This window comes from Luteitalea sp., assembly GCA_009377605.1.
Classification (GTDB): Bacteria; Acidobacteriota; Vicinamibacteria; order Vicinamibacterales; family Vicinamibacteraceae; genus WHTT01.
On record WHTT01000003.1, the window covers coordinates 74613 to 90851 of the forward strand.

The 16239-nt window shown below is 64.2% G+C and carries 12 protein-coding genes; 7 read left to right on the top strand and 5 right to left on the bottom strand.

Annotation, left to right across the window (positions count from 1 at the left end):
* Window positions 1–61: 61 nt before the first annotated feature.
* Window positions 62–586, top strand: a complete 525-nt coding sequence (gene msrB, locus GEV06_01800) for a peptide-methionine (R)-S-oxide reductase MsrB (protein ID MPZ16638.1) — start codon at window positions 62–64, stop codon at window positions 584–586.
* A gap of 200 nt (window positions 587–786) precedes the next feature.
* Here msrB and GEV06_01805 read toward each other — a convergent pair whose 3' ends face one another.
* The gene (locus GEV06_01805; GenBank protein ID MPZ16639.1) at window positions 787–1317 is read right to left on the bottom strand and encodes a hypothetical protein; all 531 of its coding nucleotides are present in this window, start codon (window positions 1315–1317) and stop codon (window positions 787–789) included.
* Between the two features lie 528 nt (window positions 1318–1845).
* Between GEV06_01805 and GEV06_01810 the strand changes: the two genes are divergently transcribed.
* Complete coding sequence (locus GEV06_01810) at window positions 1846–4872, top strand: PIG-L family deacetylase (protein MPZ16640.1); 3027 nt, start codon at window positions 1846–1848, stop codon at window positions 4870–4872.
* On the opposite strand, the gene GEV06_01815 is transcribed toward GEV06_01810, so the two are convergent.
* Complete coding sequence (locus GEV06_01815) at window positions 4646–6874, bottom strand: FtsX-like permease family protein (GenBank protein ID MPZ16641.1); 2229 nt, start codon at window positions 6872–6874, stop codon at window positions 4646–4648. The two genes, GEV06_01810 and GEV06_01815, sit on opposite strands and share 227 nt — an antisense overlap.
* A 211-nt stretch (window positions 6875–7085) precedes the next feature.
* On the opposite strand from GEV06_01815, the gene GEV06_01820 reads away from it, so the two are divergent.
* The 5 genes from GEV06_01820 to GEV06_01840 all read left to right on the top strand — a co-directional run bounded on the left by GEV06_01820 (window position 7086) and on the right by GEV06_01840 (window position 14130).
* Entirely contained in the window at window positions 7086–8153 is a 1068-nt protein-coding gene (locus GEV06_01820; protein MPZ16642.1) for a PA0069 family radical SAM protein, read from the top strand.
* Window positions 8154–8368: 215 nt separating this feature from the next.
* Window positions 8369–8737 (top strand): PadR family transcriptional regulator, encoded by a 369-nt coding sequence (locus GEV06_01825; protein ID MPZ16643.1) that lies wholly within the window; start codon window positions 8369–8371, stop codon window positions 8735–8737.
* 18 nt (window positions 8738–8755) lie between these two features.
* On the top strand, window positions 8756–11452 hold the full coding sequence (locus tag GEV06_01830) for an FtsX-like permease family protein (protein ID MPZ16644.1): 2697 nt from the start codon (window positions 8756–8758) through the stop codon (window positions 11450–11452).
* 33 nt (window positions 11453–11485) lie between these two features.
* Window positions 11486–12406 (top strand): glutaminyl-peptide cyclotransferase, encoded by a 921-nt coding sequence (locus GEV06_01835; GenBank protein MPZ16645.1) that lies wholly within the window; start codon window positions 11486–11488, stop codon window positions 12404–12406.
* Between the two features lie 206 nt (window positions 12407–12612).
* Window positions 12613–14130 (top strand): M28 family peptidase, encoded by a 1518-nt coding sequence (locus tag GEV06_01840; protein ID MPZ16646.1) that lies wholly within the window; start codon window positions 12613–12615, stop codon window positions 14128–14130.
* Window positions 14131–14188: 58 nt separating this feature from the next.
* Here GEV06_01840 and GEV06_01845 read toward each other — a convergent pair whose 3' ends face one another.
* From GEV06_01845 to GEV06_01855, 3 genes are all read right to left on the bottom strand, one after another.
* Window positions 14189–14743: a hypothetical protein gene (locus tag GEV06_01845; GenBank protein MPZ16647.1), complete on the bottom strand. Its 555-nt coding sequence runs from the start codon at window positions 14741–14743 to the stop codon at window positions 14189–14191.
* Window positions 14740–15264, bottom strand: a complete 525-nt coding sequence (locus GEV06_01850; protein ID MPZ16648.1) for an OsmC family peroxiredoxin — start codon at window positions 15262–15264, stop codon at window positions 14740–14742. Before GEV06_01850 ends, GEV06_01845 begins: the two co-directional genes overlap by 4 nt.
* Before the next feature lie 211 nt (window positions 15265–15475).
* On the bottom strand, window positions 15476–16150 hold the full coding sequence (locus tag GEV06_01855) for an HAD hydrolase-like protein (GenBank protein ID MPZ16649.1): 675 nt from the start codon (window positions 16148–16150) through the stop codon (window positions 15476–15478).
* Window positions 16151–16239 lie beyond the last annotated feature (89 nt).

Genomic DNA, 16239 nt, shown 5'->3' on the forward strand with positions numbered 1-16239 from the left:
GCCTTCGGCGTCATATCATGGTAAGACTATAGATGTCCCAGCCTTGCTAGAGAGGTGAGTTATGCGGCGCCGCCATTTCCTTACGGTATCGGCTGGAACCCTGGGCGCCGCCCTCGCGGGCGGAGGCTGGTCCCGCTTGAGCGGCTCGTCCGGAGGCACGCAGGAGACGAAGGCCATGTTGACCAAGTCGAAGGCGGAGTGGCGAAAGCTCCTTCCCGAAGGCGCGTACCGGGTGCTGTTCGAGGAAGGGACCGAGCGCTCGTTCTCGAGCCCGCTGGACAACGAGAAGCGTGAAGGGACCTTCGTCTGTGCCGCCTGCTTTCTCCCCCTCTTCGAATCTGACACCAAGTTCGATAGTCGCACGGGTTGGCCCAGCTTCGTCAGGCCGATAGACGGCAGCGTCGAGACCAAGAGCGACTACAAGCTGATCTTCAGACGTACCGAATATCACTGCACGCGCTGCGGTGGTCACCAGGGACACGTGTTCGACGATGGCCCGCCGCCGACAGGACAGCGGTGGTGCAACAACGGCGTCGCGCTGAAATTCGTGCCGAAGGGAGAGCCGTTACCAGCACTGCGCAAGTAAGGACCTGTCAGGGAATAAGTGCACCATTCTGGCTGCCGATGCATCCCGTCTGGCAGCGTTGCTCGTCGCTTACATACTCCCGGTATGCGTACTCCTCGCGCCTTGCCAGACGGGCGCCTCGACACCCAGAACGGCACACTTATTCCCTGACAGGCCCTAAGCGGGGCGTTCGGTTCCACTGGCGAACAAGTGACGGGTGGTCACGGCACCGTAGCGTGTGCCGCCACCGAATCTGCCTGGCGTTCCGCCGTTCGTTGCTGCAACCGGCTGGCTTTGACTTCTGCGCTCACGCGGCGTCCCACGTCGAAGGCGCGGTCCGTTTCGTAGTTGTCTCGACCCACCCGCAGCACCCCACTTCCGCGGACTTCGGCCAAGTGGCGTAGCTCGAGCCCCTCCACCTGCTCCAGCACGTGTTCCAGCTCGTGAGCCACGACCTCGACCACGTTCCCAGGAAGGTAGAAGACGACGTTGGCGATCATCGCGCCAGCCTCGTACTTCCGAATCTCCGCGCGAGCGGCGTATAGCCGATCGCCACGCAAGCCACCAGCGAGAAAACGAACGAAGACCGACGGCGTACGGGCCAGATTGTGGCACTGCGCGCGAAGGGTGGGCGAGCTGCGCAACGCCTCTTCGACGTGCGGCTGCAAGAATGGAGGCACCACGACATTGGGCGGCAACTGTGTCGTGCAGGAATCGGCGACTTCACGGGACACCGGCCGCAACGGTACCATGGGAGGTTCGCTCTTGCGGCGAACGGGCATCGCACAGTTGACAGCCAGTAACAGTGGAAGCAAAAGGAGAACGGGGCGGCCGCGACGCGCATGCGACGTGCGGGTCGACCTTGCTGTCCATCTGCCAGAAGCACAGAGTGAAAAAGCACGATGAATCATGCCCCATCCAACAGCAAGGGGCGATCCAGAGCGCGGCCGTTAGTGCGCTGATTACCGAAAGTCCTTGAGAATGCGGCAAATCGCCGAACATCTGCTGACGCTCCCTTTGAGATGATCACGACACGGAGGTCGGACCGATACCACACCGGCCACGACGGTGTCGGCTGCCGGGCGAACGAACCGCGCGTGACCCGTTGGAGCTGCGTGGCGGGTTATCAGCGCGGTGGGCGACAACGCAACGGGAGCGACGCGACGGTTGGAGACACGTTGCAATAACGACGATGTATCATCGTCTCGGAGCCCCGAAACTTGACTCAAACGCGTCAAGCTTCGCGCTCACAAGGGTTCAAAGGGTTGGGCAACAAATGAATGACGTTTCCCAAGATGCGCGCGCTTGACACGTCAAGATTAATGGTGAGAGCACGCTTCGTTTCGATCGCGCTGCCCACGCTGCTGGGGGCCTGGCTGCTCGGCACTGGCCTCCACTCGACCGCGTTGCTTGAGGACGCCGGTGCCGCCGGAGCGTGGCAGCAGCTCCTGAAGCTCACGACGACGGCGAGCGTCCTGCACACCACGGCGCATCCGGACGATGAGCATGGCGGTCTCTTGGCCATGCTGGGCCGGAAGCAAGGCGTGCGTGTGGGCCTGCTGACGCTGAACCGCGGCGAGGGGGGCGACAACGCAATCGGTCCAGAATTGTTCGATGCCTTGGGCTTGATTCGCACCGAGGAGCTGCTCGTTGCAGGCCGGTACTACGGCGTTGACGATCAGTACTTCACGACCGTCGTCGACTATGGGTTCTCGAAGCGTCTAGACGAGGCGCTCGAGAAGTGGGGCCGCGAGCACGTCCTTCGCGATATGGTGCGCGTCATCCGCATGAATCGGCCGCTCGTCATCGTCTCTCGCTTCCAGGGCAACGACCGTGACGGCCACGGAAACCACCAGGCCGCCGGCTTGCTCACGCGGGAAGCCTACGAAGCCGCAGCGGATCCGACGGCGTTTCCCGAACAGGTAGCGGAGGGGCTACGTCCATGGCCAGCGCTGAAGCTGTATGTAGGCGGCGTGCAGGAGGGCGAGAACTGGAGCGTTCGCCTGAATACGGGCGAGTACAGCCCCTGGCTGGGAGATTCGTACGCCAATTTCGGCCGTCTTGGACTGAGCTTCCAACGGTCACAGGTCAGCGGTCGATTCCGCCGCGTGGTGGGTGCCTCCTATAGCTACTACCGAAGAATTGACAGCAAGGTACCAGCTTCGGACCAAGAAGGAGATCTCTTCGATGGCATCGACACGACTCTGGCTGGGCTCTTCGGCCTGTTTCGGAAAACCGCGCCGGAGGGAGTGGAGACGGCCCTCGCGACAATCGACGCGGCGGTCGAGAAGGCCATGAAGACGTTTTCTCCGACCGATCCGTCGGCGAGTGTTCCAGCGCTGGTCGAAGGTCTACAGGCTACTCGCGCAGCGCTGCGAGCCGCGGCGGCCGAGCCAGACGCGCGGTTCATCCTGGAGATCAAGGAAGCGCAATTCATGCAGGCCATCAACGCCGCGCTCGGTCTCGACTTCACGGCGATGGCGCAGCCGGCTGGCATCCCCGAGTCGACCGCTTCGTCGGCTCCATTCACACCGCAGCCCACGATGCCTCCTGTCGTTCCAGGGCAGCGCTTCGACGTGCTTACGACGCTCACCAACCGCGGACGTCTATCGATTTCACCGACCGAGATCACGTTGACCACTGCGCCGGGCTGGAACGTGACGAACGGACCGGCGAAGCTTGGCTCGCTGGGAATGAACGAGACGGCATCACAGGGCCTCTCCGTGAGGCTGTCAGATGATGCGGCTATCACGAGCCGGCCATACTTCAGCCGCGAATCTATTGCAGAATCGCGTTACACCATTTCGGAGCGGGAGCAGTTCGGTCGGCCGGCCGGAGCGCCTGCGGCCATCGCCCTTGCGCGCTACACGGTGAACGGCGTCGCCGTTGAGGCACACGACGTCGTTCGTCGGCGAGAAGCGAACCTCCCGTACGGTGACGAGCTGCGCGAGCTGCAGGTCGTTCCGCCTCTGGCCCTCACGGTATCACCTACAAATGCCATCATCCCGGTCGCCGCTCCGAAGAAGGAGATCCCGCTGCAGGTGGAGCTGCTCAACAACGTCGAAGGCCGGTCCGCTGGGGAGCTCTCGCTCATCCTGCCCGCGGGCTGGTCGTCCAGACCCTCGGCGATGCCTTTTGCTTTCTCGAGCGCCGGAGAGCGTGCTGTCTACCGCTTCACGGTATTCGCCGATTCGATCGACGACCGGGAGTACGAGGTGCAGGCCGTTGCGCGCACCAACGGTGGAGAGTATCGCGACGGCTACGAGACCGTCGCACAGCGAGACCTCGAGACGCGCTATCTCTATCGTCCCGCCACGAGCCATGTGCGCGGCGTAGATGTCGACGTCGCGCCTGGCTTGAGCGTGGGCTATGTGATGGGGGTCGGTGATCAGGTGCCCGCCGCCATCGCCCAGCTGGGCGCTCGCGTGACGCTCCTCGACGCCGAGGAGCTCTCCACCGGCGACTTGAGCCGCTTTGACGCCATCATGACCGGCACGCGTGCCTACGCGGTGCGCGAAGACCTCCGCACGCACAACCAGCGTCTGCTCGACTATGTCCGCGAAGGTGGCAACCTCATCGTGCTCTACAACACGCAGGAATTCGTGCCGGAGAAATGGGCGCCGTTTCCAGCCGCGCTCCCACGCGAAGCCGAAGAGGTGTCAGAAGAGGATTCGCCGGTCGAGATCCTTGCGGCGGATCATCAGGTGTTCACCTGGCCCAATCGGATCACGAACGATGACTTCGACGGCTGGGTCGAGCAGCGTGGGTCGAAGTTCTTCACGACGTGGGATCCGGCGTACACGCCGATGATTGCCGCACACGACCAAGGCCAGGACCCACAGCGCGGCGGCTGGGTCTGGGCCAGGCACGGTCGCGGTCACTACACTTACTTCGCCTACGCGTTTCATCGCCAGCTGCCTTACGGTGTTCCTGGTGCGTACCGCCTGCTCGCCAATCTGCTCGCGCTGAGCCAGCCTTCGCCGCCCTTTCGGGCGGCTTCGGCTAGGCAAGCCCGCGAAGGCTGTCTCGCCGAAGCACGCGAAGCGTGCGGAGGCGGAGACCATAGAGAAGGGATTCTTATTACTCGGAGCGCAGAGCGACGAGCGGATCGACAGTGGCAGCACGCCGTGCCGGAACGTAGCTTGCGGCCAACGCGACCAGCAGCAGCACGGCCGGGGCGACGAGAAACGCGGTTGGATCGAGCGCACGAACACCGAAGAGCAGACTCGAGACGGTGGTGGCGGCGAGCGTCCCGGCCAACAGACCGACGAGCGCTCCCGCTGCCGCGAGCCGCATCCCCTGGCTGACCACGTGGCAGACGATCCGCCGGGGCGACGCACCTAGTGCCAGGCGGACGCCGAGCTCTGATGTGCGCTGAGCGACCAGGTACGACAGCACGGCGTACAACCCAATCACGGCAAGCGTGAGCGCCAGGGCGGCAAACGATGCCAGCAGCAGCATGGTGAAGCGTCGCGCTGCAAGCGAAGCCGCGACGATCTCGTCGAGGCGCCGTACGTCGAACACCGGCAGCCCAGGATCCACCGAGGAAATGATCTTTCGCACGTCGGGTCCCAGCCTGGTCACATCAGTCGCTGCCCGAACCACGAAGACAGCATTCCTCGTCGCGCCACTTTCGATCTGGTACACGGAGTTGTAGACAGTCGGTGTGACGGCTCCATCCAGGCCTTGCAGCCGCACGTCGCCGGCGATGCCGACAATCGTCAGCGTGCGGCCAGCCCACAGAATGCGCTTGCCAATCGGGTCGTCTCCCGGCCAGAAGGTGTGCGCCATCGTTTGGTTCACGACGGCGACCATAGGAGCTTCGGGGGAATCGGCGTCCGTGAAGGTTCGCCCGCGGACGAGCCGGATCCCCATCGCGCTGAAGTAATTGCCGCTCACAAGGGTGTTGTTGGCCCAGTAGAAATCGTGTGGATCGCTGCCTTCGAGCGCAAAGCCAATGGAGCGGTCATCGGCGAGCGGCAAGTGCGTCGTGATGGCCACCTCCGTCACACCTGGGAGGGAGCGTAGGCGCTCTGCGATTGCTCGCTCGACCAGCCTTCGCCTCGGGGAGTCGGGATAGCGCTCGCGATTGAACGACGTCCGCGCTACCAGGACGCCCTCAGGATTGAAGCCCGGCGACACCTGAAGGACCTCGACAAAACTGCGGATCAGCAAAGCAGCGCATACCAGCAGCACCACGGCACTCGCGGTCTCGAAGATCACGAGGGCGGCACGGGCGCGCTGAGCGCTCCGGCCGAGATCGCCGCCTTGGCGGCTGGCACTCTTGAGAGTCTCGCCGATGTTCGGCCGCGACGAGTGAATGGCCGGCGCGAGCCCGCAGACGAGGCCGGTCATCAAAGAGACGGCTACGGTGAAGCCCAGCACCCGGAGGTCGATAGCGGCGCTTTGGAGTCCCGGCGCCTGCTCCGGTCCGACACGCGTGGCCACGCTCGTGATGAGGTGCGCGAGCAGGCACCCGAGGACGCCGCCGGTACCGGCCAGTAGGAGGCTCTCGGTCAGGAGCTGGCGAATCAACCGTCCGGCGCTCGCTCCCAGGGCGCTGCGCAGCGCGATCTCGCGCCGGCGGGCAGCCGCCCGTCCCAACAACAAGTTGGCGACGTTGCTACACGCAATCAACAGCACGAACGCGACAGCGGCCGCGAAGGTCAGCAACACCGGTCGCGCGCGAGCAGCTCCTTCGGCGGCGAGCGGTTCCAGAATCGTCTCCGGCCTGATCCTGACGCCTTTGATTCGCTGCGCTTCGCGCCCATCGGTGGCATCGAGCGCCACTGTTTCGTAGGCTGCTGTCGAGGCGAACGCCCGGTTGCGATCGCGGTAGTCGCGGTACTCGGCTGGGGAAACGCCGAGACGCACCATCCCAGCTTCCGGCAGGTTCTGCCACAGATCCACCAGCCGAGACGGCTCGTGATATGGCGGCTGGTAAAGCAGCGTCGCGTTGATGAGGCTGAAGACCGCCGTATTCGCGCCGATGCCCAGCGCTATCGTCAACACCGCGACGGCAGTGAAGCCGGGATGCTGGCGAAGCTGGCGGCCGGCGTGCCTGACATCGCTCACCAGGCGCTCGAGCAACATCCAGCTCCAAGTCGCGCGCGTATCCTCCTTGATCAGGGGCACGTTGCCGAGCGCTCGCCGAGCGGCATAGGCGGCGTCCAGCTCGGTAAGACCGGACTCGCGTTGTTCTTCCGCTTCCAGGTCCAGGTGAGCGCGGAGCTCGCGATTCAGATCTTCCTCGCGAGCGTGTTGCCGGACGCCTGCTCCCCATTTCACGATCGAGTGCCACCAGCTCATGTCGCGTTGTCCGAGGGTAGAGATTCTACCATCACTCTGAACGGACGCGCCGACGACAGAGATGGTTAGGAAGAGAGAACCAGATCGGTCTGCGTCAAGTTTCGGGTTCTCAAGTGTTCTGGGTACGGCCGCCTCGCCGAGGCGGCCGTTACCTGGCCGAGGCGGGTCGCAGTCCTAGGCTTTCGCTAATGTTTCGCCTATACTAGGCATTATGCCTGACGAGCGGCGGGCGATTCGCGGGCGGGGCACGGCCGTCAACCCGCCGAACAGGTACGAGCGCCTGGCCTACGTGGAGGATCTGGAGCCGTCCGACGAACAAGACGAGGAGCGCCTCCCTCGAACAGAGCTCCTCCGCGACTCTTCCAGGACGATCATTGCGAGAAACGACAGTCCGGATGTTGGCTTCGAGGCCAGCATCAACCCATATCGCGGTTGCGAGCACGGTTGCGCCTACTGTTATGCTCGTCCCTCTCACGAGCAGCTAGGCTTTTCATCCGGCTTGGATTTCGAGACGAAGATCCTCGTCAAGGAGAACGCGCCGGAGCTCCTGCGCCATGAGCTCGCATCGCCGCGCTGGAAGCCGCAACCGATTGCGCTGTCGGGCGTCACAGATCCTTACCAGCCGATCGAGCGACGACTCCAGATCACACGCCGCTGTGTCGAGGTGCTCGCCGACTTTCGAAATCCGGTGGCCGTGGTGACCAAGAACTACCTGGTTACTCGAGACGTGGACTATCTCGCCGAGCTCGCACGGTACGACGCCGCGCTCGTCTTTGTCTCGGTCACCACGCTCGATGCGGCGCTCCAAGGCAAGCTGGAGCCTCGCGCCTCCACGCCTGCGCGACGGCTCGCGGCAATCGAGGCGCTCGCCCGTGCCGGCGTGCCGGTGGGCGTCATGGTGGCCCCAATCATTCCCGCGGTCAACGACCACGAGATTCCCGCCATCCTCACCGCGGCGGCACGCGCAGGTGCGACGGCGGCTGGCCACGTCATGCTGCGCCTCCCGTATGCCGTCAAGGAGCTGTTCGAGCGCTGGTTGGAGGCCCATCTCCCCGATCGCAAAGACAAGGTCCTCAGCCGGGTGCGTGAGCTGCGCGGCGGTCAACTGAACGATCCGCAGTTCGGCTCGCGCATGCGCGGCACCGGGCCATACGCCTCCAGCGTCAACGCGCTGTTCGCCGCGGCCTGCCGTCGTGTTGGGCTCAACCAGCGGCGCCGACTGCTTTCCACGGCCGCCTTCCGCCGCCCGGAAGGATCTCAGCTCAGCCTCTTTCGCTAATTGTCTGGTTGGTCGTTGGGGGAGGGCGGGCTTCTGCCTTCGCGCTACGGCAGACCGCCGTAGCCTTGGCGAAGGCGGCTGCCCCCCACTGGAGGGTCGTCGTTTGTAGCCGATCCAGCCGTGATCCTGTGCCTTGTGACACCAGGAGCGCTTGACACTAAGTCGTCTTACGACGTATCGTGATACGATAGAGTGTGAAAGAAGAGTGCACACTAATGGCTCACAAGCAAGATCCGGAAGCATTCCTACCGCTCACGCCGGCGCTCTTCCACGTCCTGGTGGCGCTCGCGGCTGGCGACAAGCACGGCTACGCCATCCTCCGAGACGTCGAGCAGCGTACTGAGGGCCGGGTGCTGCTCAGCACTGGAACCCTCTACGGAATCATCAAGCGACTGCTGGCGGACGACTTGATTGCCGAGGCGCGCACGCGACCCGCGGCCAGCATGGACGACCAGCGTCGCAGGTACTACCGCCTGACCGCGTTTGGCCGCGACGTGGCACTGGCCGAAACGGCGCGCCTGGAGCAGGCGAGTGCCATGGCTCGAGCGACGAGAGGGCTACGGCTCGCGCGGGGTAAGGCCTGAGCTGCGCTGGATCCGATCATGCGCTTGTTTCGGTGGCTCCTGCGGCTGCTTCCCACCGACTTCCGGTCCGACTTTGCCACGGAGATGGAAGAGGTGTTCGACGAGCAGCGTACGGATGCGCGACGTCGCGGGGGCCGGACCGCTCTCGTGCGGCTGTGGGCGAGAACCTTGCTGGACATCGGACGCGCCGTGCGACGTGAGCACCTGGACGACCTGCGGCGAGATGCGTCGTACGCGTTGCGCATGATGCGCCGGAGCCCAGGCTTCGTCGTCACCGCTGTGCTGTCGCTTGGCCTTGGCATTGGCGCCAATAGTGCGGTCTTCAGCCTGATCGACGCTGTGTGGCTCCGCACGTTGCCCGTGGGATCTCCCGAAGAGCTGGTCTTGGTTCGCCGAAGCGGCGGCCAGACGATCAAGCCGAACAGCAATATCACACGTCCGCAGTACGACCACCTGCGCGACAACAGCGCCTTGCTTCAGGACATCTGCTTCTTTTCGAACAGCGTGCCGGTCAGCGTCACGGTTCACGGGGTGTCCGAGCGCGTCGAGGCGCAGCAGGTATCCGGCACGTTCTTCGAAACACTCGCGGTCGGCGCGTGGCTCGGCAGAACACTGACTCGAGACGATGACCTCGTTACCGGTGCGAGCCCGGTGGCTGTGATCAGCGAGGCCTACTGGCGCCGACGATTCGCACGGGATCCGGCGGTCGTTGGGCGAGCGGTCGTGATCAATGCCACAACCTTCACGATCGTAGGTGTGATGCCGCCCGGATTCTCCGGCGTGATCCTGGGTGCCCGCCCTGACCTCTTCGTGCCCTGGGCCACGCGTGGAGCGATGCCGTTCGGTCGCGAGGGTAATTCGGGAGACGGCCCGTTGCCGTCCATTCTCGCCCGCCTTCAATCAGGCGTGAGCACGCAGCGTGCGGCCGCGGAGCTCACCAACCTGTTGCAGCGGGCAGTTGCTACCGAGAACACGTCACCGGTCGCGCCGGAGCAGCGCGCCAGACTGATGGATCGACGCGTCGAGCTATCCTCGGCCAGCCACGGGATCACCAGGCTCAGGTCGGAGCTGTCGACGCCGCTTGGCATGCTGATGGCCGTCGTGGCGCTCGTGCTCTTGGTCGCCTGTGGGAACGTCGCCGGCCTGTTGCTCGCTCGCGCTTCAGCGCGTGCACCAGAGCTCGCGCTCCGGCTCGCGCAGGGTGCGACGCGTCAGCGTGTTGTACGGCAACTGCTGACCGAGAGTCTCTTTCTGGCGCTCGCCGGCGGACTATTCGGTGTGTGCCTGGCGAGCTGGAGCTTGACGTTTCTCGAAGCGCTGACGGCAAGCGGGAATAGGCCCCTCCAGCTCGATGTTCGTCTCGACGCTCACCTCATCATGTTCGCCGGTGCTGTGTCGGTTGCGTCGGCGCTCCTCTTTGGCCTGGTCCCAGCGCTGCAGGCCTCGTCTAGCGATCTTACAGCGTTGATGAAACGCCACCCGGGCCGGGGTGGAGGAACAGGGCTCCTTCGATGGGGCAACACACTTGTCGTGGCACAAGTAGCCTTGTCGATGACGCTGCTCGTCGTCGCCGGCCTGTTCCTCCGCACCTTTCAGGAGCTCGGCCGTGTGGACACTGGGTTTGCGCGCGACCGTATCGTGCTCGTTTCAACCGATCCTCGACTCGTGGGCTACGACAGAGAGCGCATTCCAGCGATCTATGAGGAGCTCCTTCGTCGACTGCGGCAACTGCCCGGCATCGCTTCCGTCAGTCTGGGCCGCCAGGGCCTGGTGAGCGGGGGTGGTACATCGGGCAGCGTGTACATCGAGGGTCGCGCACCGCTCCAAGGCGAGCATGACCTCGTCAACGGCAGCAAGGGTCTCGAGCTGAATGCGCCGGTTTTCAGCGAGGTGAGTGCTGACTATTTCAAGACGTTGGAGATACCGATTCTGCGTGGGCGCGGGTTCCAGCCCACAGATGACGCCCGCGCGCCCCGCGTTGCCGTGGTCAACGAGACGTTCGCTCGGTACTACTTCGGCGATCAGAATCCAATCGGGCACCGCTTCGGTGGCAGCGTCGAGGGGAGCAACACGATTGAGATCGTCGGCGTTGCCAGAGACATCAAGTATCACAGCATGCGCGAGCCAGTGCCGCGCGCGTATTATCGACCGTACCTCCAGGATCCTGGGGCCTGGCGGGAGACGACCTTCCAAATACGAACCGCGGCCGAGGCAACTGAGCTAGTCGCCAGCGTGCGACGTGCGATCGCTTCCGTCGACCCGAGGTTGCCCGTCTATAACGTGACGTCGCTCTCCGACCAGATCGAGGCTTCGCTGCACCAGGAACAAACGACCGCCACGTTGACCAGCTTATTTGGCATACTCGCCCTGGTCCTGGCCAGTGTCGGACTCTATGGCTTGCTGTCGTACGCGGTCTCCCAGCGGACCGGTGAGATCGGCGTACGAATGGCGCTCGGCGCCGCGGCAGCAGACGTCCTGCGTCTGGTGATCGGACGCGGGATGTGGCTCGTCGCGCTCGGCATCTCCGCTGGCGTCTTGCTCGCCTTGCTGGCGACTCGCCTCCTGGTTAGCCAGCTCTACGGAGTGACACCCACGGATCCGGCCACCTTCATGATCGTCGCGCTCATCCTGCTCTCCGTGGCGCTTACTGCTTGCGTCCTCCCCGCGCGCCGCGCGGCGCGGATCGACCCCGTGCGAGCACTTCGCGCCGAGTGACGCACAGGTCGGAAACGGGATACGCTACCGACGATGGCCGCACGGAGAACGACATCCCACCGAAAGGCACGCGTCCGACCCCGGTCGGCCAATGATCAGGCCCGCCGGCCCCGGCGACGCCTCCTCTGGAGTGTCGCCATCCTGGCGCCGTTCCTCGCTCTGGCCGCGCTTCTGCTGCGACCCGCCTGGTCCGACAGCCCCTCCTCTGCCTCCGAGCCCCCTCGGGCGACGACCTCGACCGGAGCTCGGTCGGCGGCACGCCTTCGCGTCGACGTGGTCGAGAGTTATCCGCACGACCCGGCGGCCTTCACGCAAGGCCTTCTGTTGGAAGACGGCGTCCTGTACGAGAGCACCGGCCTTTCCGGGCAGTCGAGTCTCCGAGAGGTCGAGCTCGAAACCGGTCGCGTGCTCCGGCGTCTCGATATCCCGGCACCGGAGTTCGCTGAGGGGCTGGCGCTCGTCGGCCAGCGTCTCGTTCAGCTCACCTACACGAGCGGGCGAGCCTTCGAGTATGAGCTGGACACCTTCGAGCGCCAGGGTGAGCTGACTTACTCGGGAGAAGGGTGGGGGCTCTGCTACGACGGCAGCTCTCTCGTGATGAGCAACGGCAGCGATCGGCTCACCTATCGCGATCCAGAATCGTTTGCCGTGCAACGCGAGCTCAGCGTGACACGGGACGAGTCGCCGCTGGTCAACATCAACGAGCTCGAGTGTGTAGGAGACAGCGTGTACGCCAACGTGTGGAACAGCGAGACGATCGTGAGGATCGAAGGATCTACGGGCCGCGTAACGGAGCAGATCGATGCTTCCGGACTGCTTTCCCCCGACGCGCGGCGCAGCACGGATGTCTTGAACGGCATCGCGTACGACGGCTCCACCAAGACGTTCTTGATTACCGGCAAGCTCTGGCCGCGCCTCTTCCGCGTGCGCTTCGTTCCTACTCGTCAGAGCTGAGACCATTGTGATTTACACTCCGGACAGCTCGTCGAGAACCGGCGAACGAATCGGGACTCATCTTGCTGGAGGAGCAGGTGCAACTCAAGTGGCGAAGCATATTGATACTCGCGATCGCGGGCGTCGCGCTGCCATCGCTGGGCAGCGGACGAGCGATCGCGCCACCCCGAGCTGAGAGCGGAGGAGCGTCACGAGTACGTGCGCACATGGAGTTCCTCGCAAACGATCTGCTCGAAGGTCGCGAGGCCGGAACACGCGGTTACGATGTAGCTGCCAAGTACGTGGCGTCCGTGCTGCAAACCTACGGCTATGAGCCAGCCGGGGCCTCCGGGACGTTCTTCCAATCCGTTCCGCTGCTCGAGAGTCGCCTCACGAAGGGCGAGCTGACCTTCGCACCCAAGAGCGGTCAAGCTGTCGGGCTCGATCTGCCGATTGATGCCGTTGTCGCACCCAGTCACGTGCGTCCCTCGTTCGACGTCACCGGGCCGCTCGTGTACGTCGGGTTCGGCGTCACGGCTCCAGAGCTGAAGTACGACGACTACGCCGGGATCGACGTGCGGGGCAAGATTGTGCTGCTGCTGAGGAATGCGCCGGCACAGTTTCCCAGCGAGCCGCGAGCGCACTACTCGGCCTTGGACCAAAAGCTCAAGAACGCGGCGGATCGTGGTGCGGTAGGCGTACTCATTGCGGCGCTTCCGTCCGACCTGAAGCGATTCTCGTGGGAACGCACCGCACAGATTGCGAGCGGACCACTGATGACCTGGATCGATGCGCAGGGCCAGCCGGCCAACCAGCATCCGGAGTTGCAGGGCGGCGCCCTACTCGGTCCAACCGGTGCGACGAAGCTGTTCGCACACTCGCCCACGCCGCTCGACGACGTGTACGCCGCCGGCGAGTCCGGCAAGCCCGAGAGCTTCGAGCTTCCTGTCACCGTGACCATCAAAGGCACCACCGCGCACGAGAAGAAGTCGAGCCCGAACGTCGTCGGCGTCCTGACCGGACGCGACCCTGCGCTGGCGAAATCGTACGTCGTCCTCACGGCGCACCTCGATCACGCGGGCATTGGCCCGGCCGTGAGCGGTGACACCATCTACAACGGTGCCTACGACAACGCTGCAGGATCTGCCATTCTGCTGGAGGTCGCGCGCGCGATCGCGGAGGCGCCAGAGCGGCCCCGACGATCGGTGCTCATCACATTCGTCACCGCGGAGGAGAAAGGACTGCTCGGCTCCGACTACTTCGCGCGCAACCCGACGGTTCCGCCCGACGCGCTCGTTGCCAACGTCAATCTCGACATGCCCGTGCTGCAGTGGCCGCTGGCAGATGTCGTGGCCTTCGGGGCCGAGAACTCATCGCTTGGCACGGTGGTCGCGCAGGCGGTGAAGAGCGCCGGCTTGAAGCTCTCGCCGGATCCGCTGCCCGACGAGAACCTGTTCGTCCGCAGCGACCAATACTCTCTCGTCAAGCAGGGTGTGCCTGCCGTCTATCTGATGCCGGGGTTCACGTCGAGCGATCCCGAGAAGGATGGCGGGAAGATACTCGGGGCCTTCTTGGCCAGCCACTATCATCAGCCGAGCGACGACCTGTCGTTACCGATGGACCTCTCGGCCGTCCAGACCTTCACACACGCAAACTATCTCATCGCGGTTGCCATCGCGAACGATCCCCAAGCGCCGACGTGGAAGCCAGGAAACTTCTTCGGGGAACGGTTCGGCCGTCGGTAATTGGCCCGTAATCAGACGAGCAACAGTCTTCAATGTGATCGACGTCACCCAGCCGTGCTCATCTCAGAGCTTGAGTGTCCTGCCGGCAGTTGGCCTCGCCCCGATGCTGCCACGGAGGCATCGGATGCAGTGTGCGCCAGAGCCCCTTCTTCTTCACGCGCGCCATCGTCTCGGCGCGTTGTAGGTCGCGATTCCCGCTGTGCCGGCGGCAGTACCAAGCCAGACCTTCCTCGAGCAACGCCAGGCTGAGACTCGACCCCTTCAGCTCGACCCATGCAATGCTTTCAGCGCCGGCAGGCGCGCGGCTCTTCACACGGACGGTCACGACCCTGCTCACCGCCAATGCGTCGAGGAACGTCCTGGCTTCGCGGCCGAGCTCCTGATCGAGCTCCGGGGCGTCGATGCCATCGAGGTGCAGGGTCAGCGGCCCTCGCGCGTCGTTGACGATGATGGTGTCGCCGTCGACGACCTCAATCACCCTCGCCTCGAACACCTCTTCTACGACGGTCAGAGGCTGGTCCTGTGCGCTTCGCCCCGGCTGTGCAGCTGCCATTGCGAGAACCACGGTGAACCTGCCGACCGTGGCCAGCCGTCCGCTGCCTCCGTTGATCACCGCTCCGTCTCCGCGGTTACAACGTGGCGCGATACCTCGATGACCGGCGGCTGGCGAAGCGTTTGATAGACCACGCAGTACCGCTCGGTCAGGCGAACGAGCGTTGTCAATTGCTCATCCGAGGCATCGGTCGTGAGGTGGAAGTGAAGGCGCACGCGTTGGAATCCGACGGGCACCTCCTTGGAGACGCCCAAGGTACCACGGAAGTCGAGGTCGCCCTCGGCACGGACGATACCGGAACGTATCTCTACGCCAATGGCAGTTGCGACCGCGCTCATGGTGACGCCCGCGCACGCTGCCAAGGCCTCGAGCAGTATGTCCCCAGAGCAGACCATCGCGCCCGTGCCGCCGGTGGCTGGGTGCAGGCCAGCTTCGACCAGCGCTTTGCCTGTCTCGACACGACAGGTAACGCCTTCACCGATCCGACCTTGTGCCCTCAAGGTGACCAACGCGGCATCAGGGTCCTCCCGATATCGTTCCTTCAATGGAGCCTGTAACGATCGCAGCTCATCGGCCTTCATTACTCGGTTCTCCTGATAGGCGTCGCCCATTCCGGGGCGGCCTGCTGTTCCGGCAGCTGACGCCACTATACCTCGCCCTCGCCGCTGTGCTCCTTGCATTCACGCCGGCCCTGGCTGGACAAGAATGCGAACAGGGCAGCAGCGCCGGTGCAGTGCGTCACCGACAGAGTACCGGGCTGGATCGGCCTGATCCCCGATTCCAAATTCCTGATCAAGGCTTCGCGGTGGTCACGCTTTCAACAGCTTCTGGCAGGGCTCGAACATCCTCGAGTCGCAGCGTCGCCGCCGTGGGATCGTCACCCGTTCGGTCACGATCCACCCAGATCCGCCGGACGTCCATTTCGCGTGATGGCTGGATATCGTGATACCAACTGCACGCCACGTGTACCCAGTCGCGCCGCTTGACGCCGGATGCGCGCCAGAAATAGAGGAAGTGCGCCAGCGACGGCTTGTAGTCTTTCACCTGCTCGGCCGTGACGACCAGATCGAATGGTTGCTGAAAGCTGCCCTGTGTGAGGTCGAACAGGTCGACGTCGCAGTTCGTCAGCACCGCAAGCTTCCAGCCTGCTGCACGCAAATTCGACAGTGCTGGCTCGACATCAGCAAACACCGGTTGCCTGTCCCAGCCAGCCGACAGCGCTTCCGCTTGCGCACCTGTCAGCCTCAATCCAATCCTCGCCGCCGCACGAGCCAGCCCTGTCTCGAGCACATCACGATAGAGTCGGTGGGGCCGCTCCTGCTCCAACTGACGCTCGAGCTCGTGGTAGGCAGTGATCAGCGCGTCCGTGCGCTCGCCTGCCAGTGGACGCAGGATGGTGGCAAAGCCCGTCCGCCAGTCCACGAGCGTCCCAAAGCAGTCGAATGTAATCCATTTGTTCGCCATCATTTCACGGCTATCGCCCAATCGCGAAAAGGCTCTCCGACGAGCGGACGTACATCACTCCATCCGAGAGCGCCGCTGTTGCCATCAGCAGC

What these genes read in the sequence shown, in the direction of transcription:
- msrB (MPZ16638.1), top strand. Translation starts at nt 62, where the DNA reads ATGCGGCGCCGCCATTTCCTTACGGTATCGGCTGGAACCCTGGGCGCC.
- GEV06_01805 (MPZ16639.1), bottom strand. Translation starts at nt 1,317, where the DNA reads ATGGTACCGTTGCGGCCGGTGTCCCGTGAAGTCGCCGATTCCTGCACG.
- GEV06_01810 (MPZ16640.1), top strand. Translation starts at nt 1,846, where the DNA reads ATGACGTTTCCCAAGATGCGCGCGCTTGACACGTCAAGATTAATGGTG.
- GEV06_01815 (MPZ16641.1), bottom strand. Translation starts at nt 6,874, where the DNA reads ATGAGCTGGTGGCACTCGATCGTGAAATGGGGAGCAGGCGTCCGGCAA.
- GEV06_01820 (MPZ16642.1), top strand. Translation starts at nt 7,086, where the DNA reads ATGCCTGACGAGCGGCGGGCGATTCGCGGGCGGGGCACGGCCGTCAAC.
- GEV06_01825 (MPZ16643.1), top strand. Translation starts at nt 8,369, where the DNA reads ATGGCTCACAAGCAAGATCCGGAAGCATTCCTACCGCTCACGCCGGCG.
- GEV06_01830 (MPZ16644.1), top strand. Translation starts at nt 8,756, where the DNA reads ATGCGCTTGTTTCGGTGGCTCCTGCGGCTGCTTCCCACCGACTTCCGG.
- GEV06_01835 (MPZ16645.1), top strand. Translation starts at nt 11,486, where the DNA reads ATGGCCGCACGGAGAACGACATCCCACCGAAAGGCACGCGTCCGACCC.
- GEV06_01840 (MPZ16646.1), top strand. Translation starts at nt 12,613, where the DNA reads ATGGAGTTCCTCGCAAACGATCTGCTCGAAGGTCGCGAGGCCGGAACA.
- GEV06_01850 (MPZ16648.1), bottom strand. Translation starts at nt 15,264, where the DNA reads ATGAAGGCCGATGAGCTGCGATCGTTACAGGCTCCATTGAAGGAACGA.
- GEV06_01855 (MPZ16649.1), bottom strand. Translation starts at nt 16,150, where the DNA reads ATGATGGCGAACAAATGGATTACATTCGACTGCTTTGGGACGCTCGTG.